Raw genomic sequence first — 13,751 nt, 5'->3', positions numbered from 1 at the left:
TAAAAACCGGCAACCCCCCGGACAAATTGTCGCAGCGCGGAAAACGCAACGCCGGGCATCAGCGAACGCGCCCGCGCTCCCACAGCACGTCCGCGCCGCCGTCCGCACGGTTCAGCACGCGCGCCAGCACGAACAGCAGGTCCGACAGCCGGTTCACGTAGCGCCGCGGTGCATCGTTGAGCGTGTCGGTGCGCCCGAGCGCGACGATCGAGCGCTCCGCGCGGCGGCACACCGTCCGGCACACGTGCGCAAGCGACGCCGCCCGTGAGCCGGCCGGCAGGATGAACTCCTTCAGCGGCGGCAACGTCGCGTTGTAGTCGGCGAGCCACCGGTCGAGACGCGCGAGGTGCGTGTCGTCGAGCACGGCGTGGCCGGGGATGCACAGCTCGCCGCCGAGATCGAACAGGTCGTGCTGGATCGTGACGAGCGCGGTGCGCACGTCGTCCGGCAACGACTCGGCGAGCAACACGCCGAGATTCGAGTTCAGCTCGTCGACGTCGCCGATCGCGGCGATACGTGCGTCGTCCTTGCCGATGCGCCGGCCGTCGCCCAGGCCGGTGGTGCCGTCGTCGCCGGTGCGCGTGGCGATCTTGCTCAAGCGGTTGCCCATGCGGATGTCCCTGTCGTGCGCGGCCGCGAAGCGGCCCGGTTGCGTTCGAACGCGATTATCGCAGCCCGCGCGGGGCGCCGCAGCAGGCGTTGCAGCGTAGAATGAGCCGAAAGTTCGACAAGCAGCCGTCAGGAGACATTCGTGAATCACCCCGACACGCCGGCCGCCACACGCCGCCCCCTGCCCCCCGCGATGCTCGATGCGCTGCGCGCCGCCTTCGGCGAGCGCGTGTCGACCGCCGACGCCGTGCGCGCCCATCATGGGCGCGACGAATCGCCGTTCGATCCGCAACTGCCCGACGCCGTCGTGTTCGCACACAGTGCCGACGAAGTCCGCGAAGTCGTGACACTGTGCGCGCTCTACGGCGTACCGCTGATCCCGTACGGCGCCGGCTCGTCGCTCGAAGGCCATCTGCTCGCGGTGCAAGGCGGCGTATCGCTCGACCTGTCCGAAATGAATCGCGTGCTGTCGATCAACGCGGAAGACCTGACCGTTACCGTTGAACCGGGCATCACGCGCAAGGCGCTCAACGAAGCGCTGCGCGACACCGGCCTGTTTTTCCCGATCGATCCGGGCGCCGACGCCAGCATCGGCGGGATGACGGCGACCCGTGCATCCGGCACCAACGCGGTGCGCTACGGAACGATGCGCGAGAACGTGCTTGGCCTGACCGCCGTGCTTGCCGACGGCCGCGTCGTGAAAACGGGTTCGCGCGCTCGCAAGTCGTCGGCCGGCTACGACCTCACGCGGCTGTTCGTCGGCTCCGAGGGCACGCTCGGCGTGATCACCGAAATCACGCTGCGCCTGCATCCGCTTCCCGAAGCCGTGTCGGCTGCGATCTGCACGTTCCCGTCGATGGGCGACGCGGTGCGCACCGTGATCGAGACGATCCAGATCGGCGTGCCGATCGCGCGCGTCGAATTCGTCGACTCGCTCGCCGTGCGTTCGATCAACCGGCACTCGAATCTGACGCTCACCGAAGCGCCGACGCTGTTCTTCGAATTCCACGGCACCGAAGCCGGCGTGAAGGAGCAGGCCGAACTCGTGCAGGCGCTCGCGGGCCAGAACAACGGCCAGGGCTTCGAATGGGCGACCCGTCCCGAGGATCGCACGCGGCTCTGGGCCGCGCGCCACAACGCCTATTTCGCGATGCTGCAGCTGAAACCGGGCTGCCGCGCGGTGACGACCGACGTATGCGTGCCGATCTCGCAACTCGCGGCGTGCGTCGAGGAAACCGAAGTCGATCTGCGCGCGTCGTCGCTGCCCTGCCCGATCGTCGGCCACGTCGGCGACGGCAACTTCCACGTCGCGATCCTGATCGACCCCGACAAACCCGAGGAAATCGCCGAAGCCGAACGCATCAACGACCGGATCGTCGAGCGCGCGCTGCGTCTCGGCGGCACCTGCACCGGCGAACACGGCGTCGGACTGCACAAGATGCGCTTCCTGCCGAAGGAGCACGGCGACAGCGCCATCGACACGATGCGCGCAATCAAGCTCGCGCTCGACCCGCGCAACCTGATGAATCCCGGCAAGATCTTCACGTGCTGACCCGGCGGCGCGATAACGCGCCGCACGCAGGAGACCGAATGAACGCTTCCGTCGAACTGTCGAGCGCGACGCGCGCGCAGCGCCAGCGCGAAGTCGTGCAGGCGCTGATGGCCGTGCTGCCGACGCACTGCCTGTTGTACCGCGACGAAGACACCGCACCGTACGAATGCGACGGCCTGTCCGCGTACCGGCGTCTACCGCTCGCGGTCGCGCTGCCCGAAACCGAGTCCCAGGTGCAGCGGGTCGTGCAGATCTGCCGCCGCATGGAAGTGCCGATCGTGCCGCGCGGCGCAGGCACGAGCCTGTCCGGCGGCGCGCTGCCGATCGCGAACGGCGTCGTGCTGTCGCTCGCGCGCTTCACGCGCATCGTCGAGGTCGACCCGTACGCGCGCACGGCGACCGTACAGCCTGGCGTGCGCAATCTCGCGATTTCGGAAGCTGCCGCGCCTTACGGCCTCTACTACGCGCCCGATCCTTCGTCGCAGATCGCGTGCACGATCGGCGGCAACGTCGCGGAGAATTCAGGCGGCGTCCACTGCCTGAAGTACGGGTTGACCGTGCACAACGTGATGCGCGTGCGCGCGGTCACGATGGACGGCGAGATCGTCGAATTCGGCTCGCTCGGCCTCGATACGCCGGGCCTCGACCTGCTCGCGGTGATGATCGGCAGCGAAGGAATGTTCGCGATCGTCACCGAGGTCACGGTGAAGCTGATCCCGAAACCGCAAACCGCGCAGCTCGTGATGGCGAGCTTCGACGACGTCGTGAAAGGCGGCGAGGCGGTCGCGGCGATCATCGCGTCGGGCATCATCCCGGCCGGGCTCGAGATGATGGACAAGCCGGCCACGCAGGCCGTCGAGGCGTTCACGCACGCCGGCTACGACCTCGACGCGAAGGCGATCCTGCTGTGCGAATCGGACGGCACGCCGGAAGAGGTCGCGGAGGAAATCGTGCGGATGACGGCCGTGCTGCGCGAACATGGCGCAACGCGCATCCAGGTGTCGCGCAACGAAAGCGAGCGCCTGCGCTTCTGGTCCGGCCGCAAGAACGCGTTCCCGGCGGCCGGCCGCATTTCGGCCGACTATTACTGCATGGACGGCACCGTGCCGCGCCGCGCGATCGGTCCGCTGCTCGCGCGCATCGAGCAGCTCGAGACGCGCTACGGGTTGCGCTGCATCAACGTGTTCCATGCCGGCGACGGCAACATGCATCCGCTAATTCTCTACAACGCGAACGATCCGGACGAACTGCACCGCGCCGAGCAGTTCGGCGCGGAAATCCTCGAATGCTGCGTGGAATTCGGCGGCAGCGTGACGGGCGAGCACGGTGTAGGAATCGAAAAACTGAATTCGATGTGCGTGCAGTTCTCGCCGCAGGAGCGCGACGCGTTCTTCGCGGTCAAGCGTGCGTTCGATCCGGCCGGGCTCCTCAATCCGGACAAGGGGATCCCGACCCGCGCACGCTGCGCCGAATACGGCCGCCAGCACGTGCGCGGCGGCTTGCTGCCGCACCCCGAGCTGCCGCGCTTCTGAACGACGCAGGAGGCGCGGACCGCCGCCGCGCGGCGCCGTGCACGCGGCGGCGCGTGCACGCCTTGCGATACGAGGCTTAGGGATAGTCGCGATGTGCAATCGCGCCACCCCGGTACAATCGACCGGACAACAACGAGGCAGCAACAGAACATGGAAGAGGACGACATCGTCGCCGGATGGGCCGAGCGCATCCGCGCCGCCAGTGCCGACGGCCGGCCGCTGCGGATCCGCGGCGGCGGCACGAAGGACTGGTACGGGCAGGCGCTGGACGGCGAAATACTCGACACGCGCGTGTTTCAGGGCGTCGTGTCGTACGACCCGGCCGAACTCGTCGTCACGGTCCGCGCGGGCACGCCGCTCGCGCAGCTCGAAACCGTTCTCGCCGAATGCGGCCAGATGCTGCCGTTCGAGCCGCCGCACTTCGGACGCGCCGCCACCGTCGGCGGCTGCATCGCGGCCGGCCTTGCGGGCCCGCGCCGCGCGACGTGCGGCGCGCCGCGCGACTTCGTGCTGGGCGTCACGCTGATGAACGGGCGCGGCGAAGTGCTGCGCTTCGGCGGCCAGGTCGTGAAGAACGTGGCGGGCTACGACGTATCGCGGCTGATGGCCGGCGCGCTCGGCACGCTCGGGCTGATGCTCGACCTGTCGATCAAGGTGCTGCCGGTGCCCGTCGCCGAAGTCACGCTGAAGTTCGAGATGACCGCGACGGACGCGGTGCGCAAGCTCAACGAATGGGGCGGCCATCCGCTGCCCGTCAGCGCGAGCGGGTGGCGCAACGGCACGCTCGTGCTGCGGCTGTCGGGCGCCGAGGCCGCGGTGAAATCGGCGAAGACGCTGCTCGGCGGCGAAGTCGTCGATGCGGTCGAGGCCGAGCGTTTCTGGGCCGGCCTGCGCGAGCACACCGACCCGTTCTTCAACGGCATCCCGCCCGGCTACGCGCTGTGGCGCCTGTCGCTGCCGTCGATCACCGAACCGATGCACCTGCCCGGCACGCAGCTGATGGAATGGGGCGGCGCGCAGCGCTGGTGGATCACGGACGCCGACGCGCAGACGGTACGGATGAGCGCGAAGCAGGCCGGCGGCCATGCGACGCTGTTCCGCGCGGGCGACACGTACGACCGCAGCGCCGGCGTGTTCACGCCGCTGCCCGCGCCGCTGATGAAGATTCACCGCGGGCTGAAGAGCGCGTTCGATCCCGCGCGCATTTTCAATCGCGGCCGGCTTTACCCCGATATCTGAGGTCTGGATGCAAACGAACCTCGCCGATTTCATCCGCAACACGCCCGACGGCGACGAGGCCGACGCGATCCTGCGCAAGTGCGTGCATTGTGGCTTCTGCACCGCGACGTGCCCGACCTACCAGTTGCTCGGCGACGAACTCGACGGCCCCCGCGGCCGCATCTACCTGATCAAGCAGATGGTCGAAGGCGCGCCCGTCACGCGCAGCACGCAGCAGCACCTCGATCGCTGCCTCACGTGCCGCAGTTGCGAGACGACCTGCCCATCCGGCGTCCAGTACGGCCGGCTCGTCGAGATCGGTCGCAAGCACGTCGAGGCGCAGGTGGAACGCCCCGCGCAGCAGCGGCTCATGCGCCGCGTGCTCGCGAGCGTCGTGCCGAATGCGGCGCTGTTCTCGCCGATGATGCGGCTCGGCCAGCACGTGCGGCCGCTGCTGCCAAAACGGCTGCGCGACAAGGTGCCGCCGCGCACGCGACTGCTCGAATGGCCGCAGCGCACGCATCCGCGCAAGATGCTGATGCTCGGCGGCTGCGTGCAGCCGTCGATGCTGCCGAACATCAATATCGCGACCGCGCGGGTGCTGGACGCGCTCGGCGTCGAGACGATCGTAGCGCCCGATGCGGGCTGCTGCGGCGCGATCCGGCTGCATCTGAACTATCACGACGAAGCGCTCGCCGATGCGCGCCGCAACATCGACGCATGGTGGCCGCACGTCGAACAAGGCGCCGAAGCGATCGTGATGAACGCGTCGGGTTGCGGCGCGACGGTGCTCGAATATGCGCACCTGCTGCGCGACGACCCGGCCTATGCGGAAAAGGCGCAGCGCATCGTCGCGTTGACGCGCGACATCTCCGACGTGCTGCTCGCGTTCGAGGCGGAGATCGCGACGCTCGCGCGGCGGCGTGCGATCCATACCGTCGCGTACCATCCGCCGTGCACGCTGCAGCACGGCCAGCAGTCGCGCGGCAAGGTCGAGCGCCTGCTCGAGACGCTCGGCATCGATGTGCGACTGCCGGCCGACAGCCATCTGTGCTGCGGGTCGGCCGGCACCTATTCGCTGACGCAACCGTCGCTGTCGTACCGGCTGCGCAAGCAGAAGCTGCTGAAGCTGCACGCGCTCGAACCGCAGATGATCGTGTCCGGCAACGTCGGCTGCATCGCGCATCTGCAGAGCGGCACGCAAACCCCGGTCGCGCACTGGGTCCAGCTCGTCGAGCATCTGCTGTACGGCTGATGCGGGCAGGCAGCCCCGCGCGGCGCTCCGTCCGTATAATGAGCGCATCGCGATGCGGGGCGCGCCGTGCCGCGTCTGCCACAGCCTCCGCCGCCGTAGTCGCTTCCCGTGCCTGTTTCCGTGCCCGTCATGTCCGATTTCGTCACCCGTCTCGACTCCGTCCACCGCCGCATCGCCGACGCCGCCCGCGCGGCCGGCCGCGACCCTGCCACCGTCTCGCTGCTCGCCGTATCAAAGACGTTTCCCGCCGACGACGTGCGCGCCGCGCATGCGGCCGGACAACGCGCATTCGGCGAAAACTACGTGCAGGAGTCGGTCGACAAGATCGATGCGCTCGCCGATCTGCGCGCCGAGCTCGAATGGCATTTCATCGGGCCGCTGCAATCGAACAAGACGCGCGCGGTCGCCGAGCGGTTCGACTGGGTCCATTCGGTCGACCGGCTGAAGATCGCGCAGCGCCTGTCGGAACAACGCCCCGCGCACCTGCCGCCGCTGAATGTGTGCGTGCAGGTGAACATCAGCGGCGAGGCCTCGAAGAGCGGGGTCGCGCCGGCCGACGTGGCGGCGGTCGCGCGCGCAGTCGCCGAGCTGCCGGCGCTGCGCCTGCGCGGGCTGATGGCCATTCCCGAACCGGCCGACGGTCTCGACGCGCAGCGCGCGCCGCATCGCGCACTGCGTGCGCTGTTCGACGCATTGCGCGCCGAAGGACTGCCGCTCGACACGTTGTCGATGGGCATGTCCGCCGATCTGGAAGCCGCAGTGCTCGAAGGCGCGACGATCGTGCGCGTCGGCACCGCGATCTTCGGCGCACGCGACTATTCGCACTGAGCGCCACCCGCCTGGCGCGTTCCCGTTCACTCACTTGCTCAATCGGACATCATGAAAATCGCATTCATCGGCGGCGGCAACATGGCCGCAGCCCTCATCGGCGGCCTCGTCAAGCGTGGGGTCGCCGCTGACGGCCTGTACGCGATCGACGTCAACGACGACGTCCGCGCGCGCGCCGCACAACAATTCGGCATTCGCACCGGCGCGGCCGTCGACGCAACGCTCGCCGACTACGACGCAATCGTGCTCGCGGTGAAGCCGCAGGTGCTGAAGGACGTCGCGCAGGCGCTTGCGCCGCATCTGAAATCGCAACTCGTGATCAGCATCGCGGCCGGCATCCGCGGCACCGACCTCGCACGCTGGCTCGGTGACTACGCGCGCGTCGTGCGCACGATGCCGAACACGCCGGCGCTCGTCGGGATGGGCGTGACGGGCCTCGCCGCGCTGCCGGGCGTCGATGCGGCCGGCCGCGAACTCGCATCGAACGTGCTCGGCGCGGTCGGTGAAATCGTCTGGTTCGACGATGAGGCACAGCTCGATGCGGTCACCGCAATTTCGGGCAGCGGCCCCGCATACGTGTTCTATTTCATCGAAGCGCTGCAGGAAGCCGCGCGCCGCCTCGGGATGAACGACGAGCAAGGCCGCGCGCTCGCGGTCGCGACGTTCGCGGGCGCCGCGCAGCTCGCCGCGCAATCCGGCGAACCGGCAAGCGTGCTGCGCGAGCGCGTGACGTCGAAGGGCGGCACGACGGCCGCGGCGCTTGCGTCGTTCGACGCGCAGGGCGTGAAGGAAGCGATCGTGCGCGGCGCGCTCGCGGCCGAAGCGCGGGCGAAGGAAATGGGCGACGAACTCGGCCGCGCGTAAGCGCTCCGAAGACTACGGTGCCGCCCCGCACCGGCGACAAAAAAGCGGCCTCGGCCGCTTTTTGTTTTGCATCGCGCACCGGCGGCGGCGCGTGCGGCTTCAGCTGCCGGCGGCCCCCGCCAGCAGGTAATGCGCCGCAATCCCCGCGAACAGTGCACCGCCGAGCCAGTTGTTGTGCCGGAACGCCGCGAAGCACGGCATCCGCTCGCGGTCCTTGATCAGCGTGTAGTGATACAGCGCGCAGCCAGCCGCCGTCGCCCACCCTGCCCAGTACGCGACGCCAAAGCCGAGCGTCACGCCGATCCATACGTAGATGCCGAGCGTCATCGCGTAGCACAGCATGACGGCCGCCACGTCGAAGCGGCCGAACGTCAGCGCGGACGTGCGAATGCCGATCTTGATGTCGTCGTCGCGATCGACCATCGCATATTCGGTGTCGTACGCAACCGACCAGAAGATGTTCGCGACCAGCATCACCCACGCGAGCACCGGCACCGTGTCCAGCACGGCCGCGAATGCCATTGGAATGCCGAAGCCGAAGGCGATGCCGAGATACGCCTGCGGAATCGCGAAGAAACGCTTCATGAACGGATACGAGCCCGCGACGAACAGCGCGACGACCGACAGCTCCTTCGTCAGCGTATTGAGCGGCAGGATCAGCAGGAACGCGATGAACGACAGCACCACCGCGATCGCGACCGCTTCCCATGCGTGGATCTTCCCAGACGTCAGCGGCCGGTCGGCCGTGCGCTTCACGTGACGGTCGAAATCGCGGTCGGCGTAGTCGTTCATCGCGCAGCCGGCCGAGCGCATCAGCAGCGTGCCCAGCACGAAGATTACGAGTAGCGGCCAGCGCGGATGGCCGTCGGACGCGATCCACAGCGCGTTGAGCGTCGGCCACAACAGCAGCAGGCTGCCGATCGGCTTGTCCATCCGGACGAGCCGCAGATACAGGGGAAAGCGGGCAAGCATGGCAAAGCACCGGGGAGAGAATCCCGGCATTTTAGAGCCGAGCAGCGGTCCGCGTCATGTCGAGCCGTGCCGCGGCCCCGCGCGGCGGCCGCCGAGGCCCGCCACGGGCGGACGGACGGCCGGTGTGCTTCGATCAAGGGACAAATGCCGAGCCCGACGCCGGCCGGCCTGCGGCCGCTCCGGCCTCCAGGGCCCACGCGACGGCGGAGCGCCGGACGATGGCCGGCCGCGCGCGGCGCGACCGGCCGCACCGGATTTACGCGAGCAGCGACCGCAGCATCCATGCGGTCTTTTCGTGCGTCTGCAGGCGCTGCGTCAGCAGGTCGGCGGTCGGCTCGTCGCTCGCCGCATCGGCGATCGGGAAGATTTCGCGCGCGGTGCGCACGACCGTCTCGTGCCCTTCGACGAGCTGGCGGATCATTTCTTCGGCCGCCGGCACGCCGTTGGCCTCCGGCACCGACGACAGCTTCGCGAAATCCGCGAACGTGCCCGGCGCGACGACGCCGAGCGTGCGGATGCGCTCGGCGACCGAGTCGACCGCGAGCCACAGTTCGTTGTACTGCTCTTCGAACATCAGGTGCAGCGTATTGAACATCGGACCCGTGACGTTCCAGTGGAAGTTGTGGGTCTTCAGGTACAGCGAAAACGTATCGGCGAGCAGGCGCGACAGGCCGTCCGCGATCTTCTTGCGGTCCTTGTCGCTAATGCCGATGTTGATCTGCGTGGCGTTGCCTTTCTTGGCCATCTTCGGGACTCCCATTCGAAATGTTGAACCGGCGAAAATGCGTCGAGCAATCCGTATGCCGTTTCACGCGGCATCCGTTCGCGACTTGCAAGTCTAGCGCGACGAGCGAATCCGTGCGCTCAACCGCCCGCGACGAGCGGGGCGAGCGCATGCAGCCCCTGCGCGACCAGCTCTGCCGCGCCGCCGATGACGATCGCAAAGCCGACGATGCGGCGTACCAGCTCGGCGGGCGTATGCGCAGCGCGGATGTTCAGCATCATTTGCGTCATGATCGTGCCTCCTTCGACAACATTCTGAATCGGAAGAAAGACGGCCGGTCGTGCGACCGGCCGTTTCTCGTTGCTACGTGACCGTTATCGCGTCACGGCGTTCACGCGAGGTCGAAGCGGTCGAGGTTCATCACCTTGTTCCAGGCCGCGACGAAATCGCGCACGAACTTCTCGTTCGCATCCGCGCTGCCGTACACCTCGGCCAACGCACGCAGTTGCGAGTGCGAGCCGAAGATCAGGTCGACCCGCGTGCCGGTCCACTTGACCTCGCCCGTCGTGCGGTCGCGCCCTTCGAACACGTCGTTCGCGGCCGACACGGGCTTCCACTCCGTGCGCATGTCGAGCAGGTTCGCGAAGAAGTCGTTCGACAGCGTGCCCGGACGATCGGTGAACACCCCGTGCTTCGAGCCGCCGACGTTCGCGCCGAGCACACGCAGGCCGCCGACCAGTACGGTCATCTCGGGCGCCGTCAGCGTCAGCAACTGAGCCTTGTCGACCAGCAGCGCCTCGGCCGGCGTCTTGTACGCGGCCTTCAGGTAGTTGCGGAAGCCGTCGGCCACCGGCTCGAGCACGGCCATCGCGTCGACGTCGGTCTGCTCCTGCGACGCATCCATCCGGCCCGGCGCGAACGGCACGGTGACCGCGACACCCGCGTTCTTCGCGGCCTGCTCGACGGCTGCCGCGCCGGCCAGCACGATCAGGTCGGCCAGCGATACCTTCTTGCCGCCCGTCTGCGCGTCGTTGAACGCCTTTTGCACGCCTTCGAGCGCCTCGAGTACCGCCGCGAGCGCCGCCGGCTGGTTCACTTCCCAGTCCTTCTGCGGTGCGAGGCGGATACGCGCGCCGTTCGCGCCGCCGCGCTTGTCCGAACCGCGGAACGTCGATGCGGACGCCCATGCGGTCGACACGAGCTGCGACACGCTCAGCCCCGTCGCAAGGATCTTCGCCTTCAGCGCAGCGACATCCGCGTCGTCGATCAACTGGTGGTCGACGGCCGGAATCGGGTCCTGCCACAGCAGTTCTTCAGCCGGCACTTCCGGGCCGAGATAGCGTGCACGCGGCCCCATGTCGCGGTGCGTGAGCTTGAACCATGCGCGCGCGAACGCGTCGGCGAATTCGGCGGGATTCTCGTAGAAGCGGCGCGAGATCTTCTCGTAGGCCGGATCGAAACGCAGCGACAGGTCGGTCGTCAGCATCGTCGGACGGTGCTTCTTCGACGGATCGAACGCATCCGGAATCACCGCATCGGCATCCTTCGCGACCCACTGGTGCGCGCCGGCCGGGCTCTTCGTCAACTCCCACTCGTAGCTGAACAGGTGCTTGAAGAAGTCGTTGCTCCACTTCGTCGGCGTCGACGTCCACGTGACTTCGAGGCCGCTCGTGATCGCGTCGCGGCCCTTGCCCGATGCGTACGTGCTCTTCCAGCCGAGGCCTTGCTGTTCGATGCCCGCTGCTTCCGGCTCCGGACCGACGCTCGACGCAGGGCCCGCGCCGTGCGTCTTGCCGAACGTGTGGCCGCCCGCGATCAGCGCGACCGTCTCTTCGTCGTTCATCGCCATCCGCGCGAACGTCTCGCGGATGTCACGCGCGGCCGCAACCGGGTCGGGGTTGCCGTCCGGACCTTCAGGGTTCACGTAGATCAGGCCCATCTGCACGGCCGCGAGCGGATTCTCGAGCTCGCGGTCGCCCGAATAGCGGCTGTTCGGGCCGCCGCTCAATTCCAGCCAGATCTTTTCCGAGCCCCAGTAGACGTCGTCCGGCTCCCACGTGTCGGCACGGCCGCCCGCGTAGCCGAAGGTCTTGAAGCCCATCGATTCGAGCGCGACGTTGCCGGTCAGGATCATCAGGTCGGCCCACGAAATGCTGCGGCCGTACTTTTGCTTGATCGGCCACAGCAGCCGGCGCGCCTTGTCGAGGTTACCGTTGTCGGGCCAGCTGTTCAGCGGCGCGAAGCGCTGCTGCCCGCCGCCCGCGCCGCCGCGGCCGTCGGCGATCCGGTACGTGCCGGCGCTGTGCCATGCCATCCGCACGAACAGGCCGCCGTAATGGCCGAAATCGGCCGGCCACCAATCCTGCGACGTGGTCATCAACGCGTGCAGGTCGCGCTTCACCGCCGCGAGGTCGAGCTTGTTGAACGCTTCCGCGTAGTCGAAATCCGGATCCATCGGATCGGACAGCGCCGAGTGGCGGTGCAGGATGTTGAGGTCCAGCTGATTCGGCCACCAGTCCTTGTTCGACGTGCCGCCGGCCGCCGTGTGGTGGAACGGACATTTCGCTTCGGTCGACATGCTTTTTCTCCTTTTCTTGCTCGTAGGCCCCCACTTGCCGGGCGCGGTTCGTGGAGCATTGCGGGGGGATGAAACGGAACAGGTTGATCCTGTCGTGTTACGGGGTGCCACGGGCGGCTTGGGTTACGGCCTTGCAGACCTTGGACCTGCAACGCCACCTCATGGCCGGACAACGCGCGAAGCGCCGGACCTCCGGCCCGGCGCGCGGCGGCGCTCATCCGCCATACGCGCGATCCGCCAGGTACGCGAACGCAAGCGGCTGAAGACCGCGAACCGCGGCCTTCGCACGGCGAACGACCTCGTCGCGCGACGGGATGGTCCGTTGCGCTTGCTGCAATACCGACCGCATCATGACATCCTCCTTTGACCGTTGCATTTAGCGTGCAGACCGGGCCCTTCGCGGTGACGCCGATCCATGCGAAAGATAGTATATTCATCTATCGCATATTAGAATTTAATAAATTTCATCTATTCGATAGAGAAAAATAAACGGGGTCGCGAGACCCCGTCGATTCGGACCGTCGGCACGCGACAAGCGCGGCTCAATTCATCGTGGTCGGCATGTCGAGCTTCGTGACGCCGGGCAGCTCGCACGCGGCGATCGCCTCGCTGATCGCGTCGATGGCGGGCATCCGCGTAAAGCTCTTGCGCCATACCAGCACGACGCGGCGGTCGGGCACCGGTTCGTGAAACGGCACGTACGACAGCAGCTCGGCGTCCGGGCCGTTGGCGCGCGGGCCGACCTCGGCGACCGACATGCGCGGCAGCACCGTGATGCCGACACCGCTCGCGACCATATGCCGAATCGTTTCGAGCGACGATCCTTCGAAGGTCTTCTGGATGCCGTCGGCCGTCTGCGAGAAGCGCATCAGTTCCGGGCACACGCCGAGCACGTGATCGCGGAAGCAGTGGCCGTTGCCGAGCAGCAGCATCGTCTCCTGCTTCAGGTCCTCGGCGTCGATCTCGTCGCGCTTCTCCCACGGGTGGCCAGCCGGCAGCGCGACGACGAACGGCTCGTCGTACAGCGGCCGCACCATCAGGCCGGTTTCGGGGAACGGGAGCGCCATGATCGCGGCGTCGATCTCGCCCTGCTTCAGCAGCTCGAGCAGCTTCAGCGTGTAGTTCTCCTGCAGCATCAGCGGCATCTGCGGCACGCGCTGGATCATCTGCTTGACGAGCGTCGGCAGCAGGTAGGGGCCGATCGTGTAGATCACGCCGAGACGGAACGGGCCGACGAGCGGGTCCTTGCCCTGCTTCGCAATCTCCTTGATCGCAAACGTCTGCTCGAGCACACGCTGCGCCTGCGTGACGATCTGGTCGCCGATCGGCGTCACGCTCACTTCGCTCGCGCCGCGCTCGAAAATCTGCACGTTGAGCTCGTCTTCCAGCTTCTTGATCGCCACCGACAACGTCGGCTGGCTCACGAAGCATGCTTCGGCCGCGCGGCCGAAATGCCGCTCGCGCGCCACCGCGACGATGTATTTCAGTTCAGTCAGGGTCATTGTGGGTCAATCAGAGATATACAGGCGATAGGTTTAATTTATACACCCGTTGGCACCGGTTCGCCAAGTTTCTCTGCATCGCGGCACGCCCAATATGCGCGCCACGCTGTTTTAAAT

At 67.4% G+C, this 13,751-nt stretch carries 12 protein-coding genes; 6 read left to right on the top strand and 6 right to left on the bottom strand.

Features of this window, described 5'->3' with window-relative positions; translation table 11 throughout:
• Nucleotides 1-58: 58 nt before the first annotated feature.
• Entirely contained in the window at nt 59-610 is a 552-nt protein-coding gene (locus tag WK25_RS03520; RefSeq protein WP_040143462.1) for a cob(I)yrinic acid a,c-diamide adenosyltransferase, read from the bottom strand.
• A gap of 141 nt (nt 611-751) precedes the next feature.
• Between WK25_RS03520 and WK25_RS03515 the strand changes: the two genes are divergently transcribed.
• From WK25_RS03515 to proC, 6 genes are all read left to right on the top strand, one after another.
• Entirely contained in the window at nt 752-2,161 is a 1,410-nt protein-coding gene (locus WK25_RS03515) for an FAD-binding oxidoreductase (protein ID WP_069240986.1), read from the top strand.
• A gap of 38 nt (nt 2,162-2,199) precedes the next feature.
• On the top strand, nt 2,200-3,693 hold the full coding sequence (locus WK25_RS03510) for an FAD-linked oxidase C-terminal domain-containing protein (RefSeq protein WP_040143460.1): 1,494 nt from the start codon (nt 2,200-2,202) through the stop codon (nt 3,691-3,693).
• 150 nt (nt 3,694-3,843) lie between these two features.
• Nucleotides 3,844-4,932, top strand: coding sequence for a glycolate oxidase subunit GlcE (gene glcE, locus WK25_RS03505; protein WP_069240985.1), 1,089 nt, complete (start codon nt 3,844-3,846; stop codon nt 4,930-4,932).
• Between the two features lie 7 nt (nt 4,933-4,939).
• Complete coding sequence (gene glcF / locus WK25_RS03500; RefSeq protein WP_059547805.1) at nt 4,940-6,166, top strand: glycolate oxidase subunit GlcF; 1,227 nt, start codon at nt 4,940-4,942, stop codon at nt 6,164-6,166.
• Nucleotides 6,167-6,295: 129 nt separating this feature from the next.
• Entirely contained in the window at nt 6,296-6,994 is a 699-nt protein-coding gene (locus WK25_RS03495; protein ID WP_040143457.1) for a YggS family pyridoxal phosphate-dependent enzyme, read from the top strand.
• A gap of 51 nt (nt 6,995-7,045) precedes the next feature.
• On the top strand, nt 7,046-7,858 hold the full coding sequence (proC, locus tag WK25_RS03490) for a pyrroline-5-carboxylate reductase (protein WP_069240984.1): 813 nt from the start codon (nt 7,046-7,048) through the stop codon (nt 7,856-7,858).
• A gap of 99 nt (nt 7,859-7,957) precedes the next feature.
• On the opposite strand, the gene ubiA is transcribed toward proC, so the two are convergent.
• The 5 genes from ubiA to WK25_RS03470 all read right to left on the bottom strand — a co-directional run bounded on the left by ubiA (nt 7,958) and on the right by WK25_RS03470 (nt 13,634).
• Entirely contained in the window at nt 7,958-8,830 is an 873-nt protein-coding gene (ubiA, locus tag WK25_RS03485; RefSeq protein ID WP_040143455.1) for a 4-hydroxybenzoate octaprenyltransferase, read from the bottom strand.
• A gap of 256 nt (nt 8,831-9,086) precedes the next feature.
• Nucleotides 9,087-9,575 (bottom strand): non-specific DNA-binding protein DpsA, encoded by a 489-nt coding sequence (dpsA, locus tag WK25_RS03480; protein ID WP_040143454.1) that lies wholly within the window; start codon nt 9,573-9,575, stop codon nt 9,087-9,089.
• A 119-nt stretch (nt 9,576-9,694) separates the two neighbouring features.
• Nucleotides 9,695-9,844, bottom strand: coding sequence for a hypothetical protein (locus tag WK25_RS31600; RefSeq protein WP_167432634.1), 150 nt, complete (start codon nt 9,842-9,844; stop codon nt 9,695-9,697).
• Between the two features lie 101 nt (nt 9,845-9,945).
• Nucleotides 9,946-12,132: a catalase/peroxidase HPI gene (katG, locus tag WK25_RS03475; protein ID WP_040143453.1), complete on the bottom strand. Its 2,187-nt coding sequence runs from the start codon at nt 12,130-12,132 to the stop codon at nt 9,946-9,948.
• 542 nt (nt 12,133-12,674) lie between these two features.
• On the bottom strand, nt 12,675-13,634 hold the full coding sequence (locus tag WK25_RS03470) for a LysR substrate-binding domain-containing protein (RefSeq protein ID WP_040143452.1): 960 nt from the start codon (nt 13,632-13,634) through the stop codon (nt 12,675-12,677).
• Between the last annotated feature and the right edge of the window lie 117 nt (nt 13,635-13,751).

It is taken from the genome of Burkholderia latens, assembly GCF_001718795.1.
GTDB classification, from domain to species: domain Bacteria; phylum Pseudomonadota; class Gammaproteobacteria; order Burkholderiales; family Burkholderiaceae; genus Burkholderia; species Burkholderia latens_A.
This window is presented reverse-complemented; position numbering and strand designations above follow the sequence as displayed.

Excerpts from the sequence above, each read along its gene's own strand:
- WK25_RS31600 (WP_167432634.1), bottom strand. The coding sequence starts at position 9,844 with ATGACGCAAATGATGCTGAACATCCGCGCTGCGCATACGCCCGCCGAG.
- katG (WP_040143453.1), bottom strand. The coding sequence starts at position 12,132 with ATGTCGACCGAAGCGAAATGTCCGTTCCACCACACGGCGGCCGGCGGC.
- ubiA (WP_040143455.1), bottom strand. The coding sequence starts at position 8,830 with ATGCTTGCCCGCTTTCCCCTGTATCTGCGGCTCGTCCGGATGGACAAG.
- WK25_RS03510 (WP_040143460.1), top strand. The coding sequence starts at position 2,200 with ATGAACGCTTCCGTCGAACTGTCGAGCGCGACGCGCGCGCAGCGCCAG.
- WK25_RS03470 (WP_040143452.1), bottom strand. The coding sequence starts at position 13,634 with ATGACCCTGACTGAACTGAAATACATCGTCGCGGTGGCGCGCGAGCGG.
- proC (WP_069240984.1), top strand. The coding sequence starts at position 7,046 with ATGAAAATCGCATTCATCGGCGGCGGCAACATGGCCGCAGCCCTCATC.
- glcE (WP_069240985.1), top strand. The coding sequence starts at position 3,844 with ATGGAAGAGGACGACATCGTCGCCGGATGGGCCGAGCGCATCCGCGCC.
- WK25_RS03495 (WP_040143457.1), top strand. The coding sequence starts at position 6,296 with ATGTCCGATTTCGTCACCCGTCTCGACTCCGTCCACCGCCGCATCGCC.
- WK25_RS03520 (WP_040143462.1), bottom strand. The coding sequence starts at position 610 with ATGGGCAACCGCTTGAGCAAGATCGCCACGCGCACCGGCGACGACGGC.
- dpsA (WP_040143454.1), bottom strand. The coding sequence starts at position 9,575 with ATGGCCAAGAAAGGCAACGCCACGCAGATCAACATCGGCATTAGCGAC.
- glcF (WP_059547805.1), top strand. The coding sequence starts at position 4,940 with ATGCAAACGAACCTCGCCGATTTCATCCGCAACACGCCCGACGGCGAC.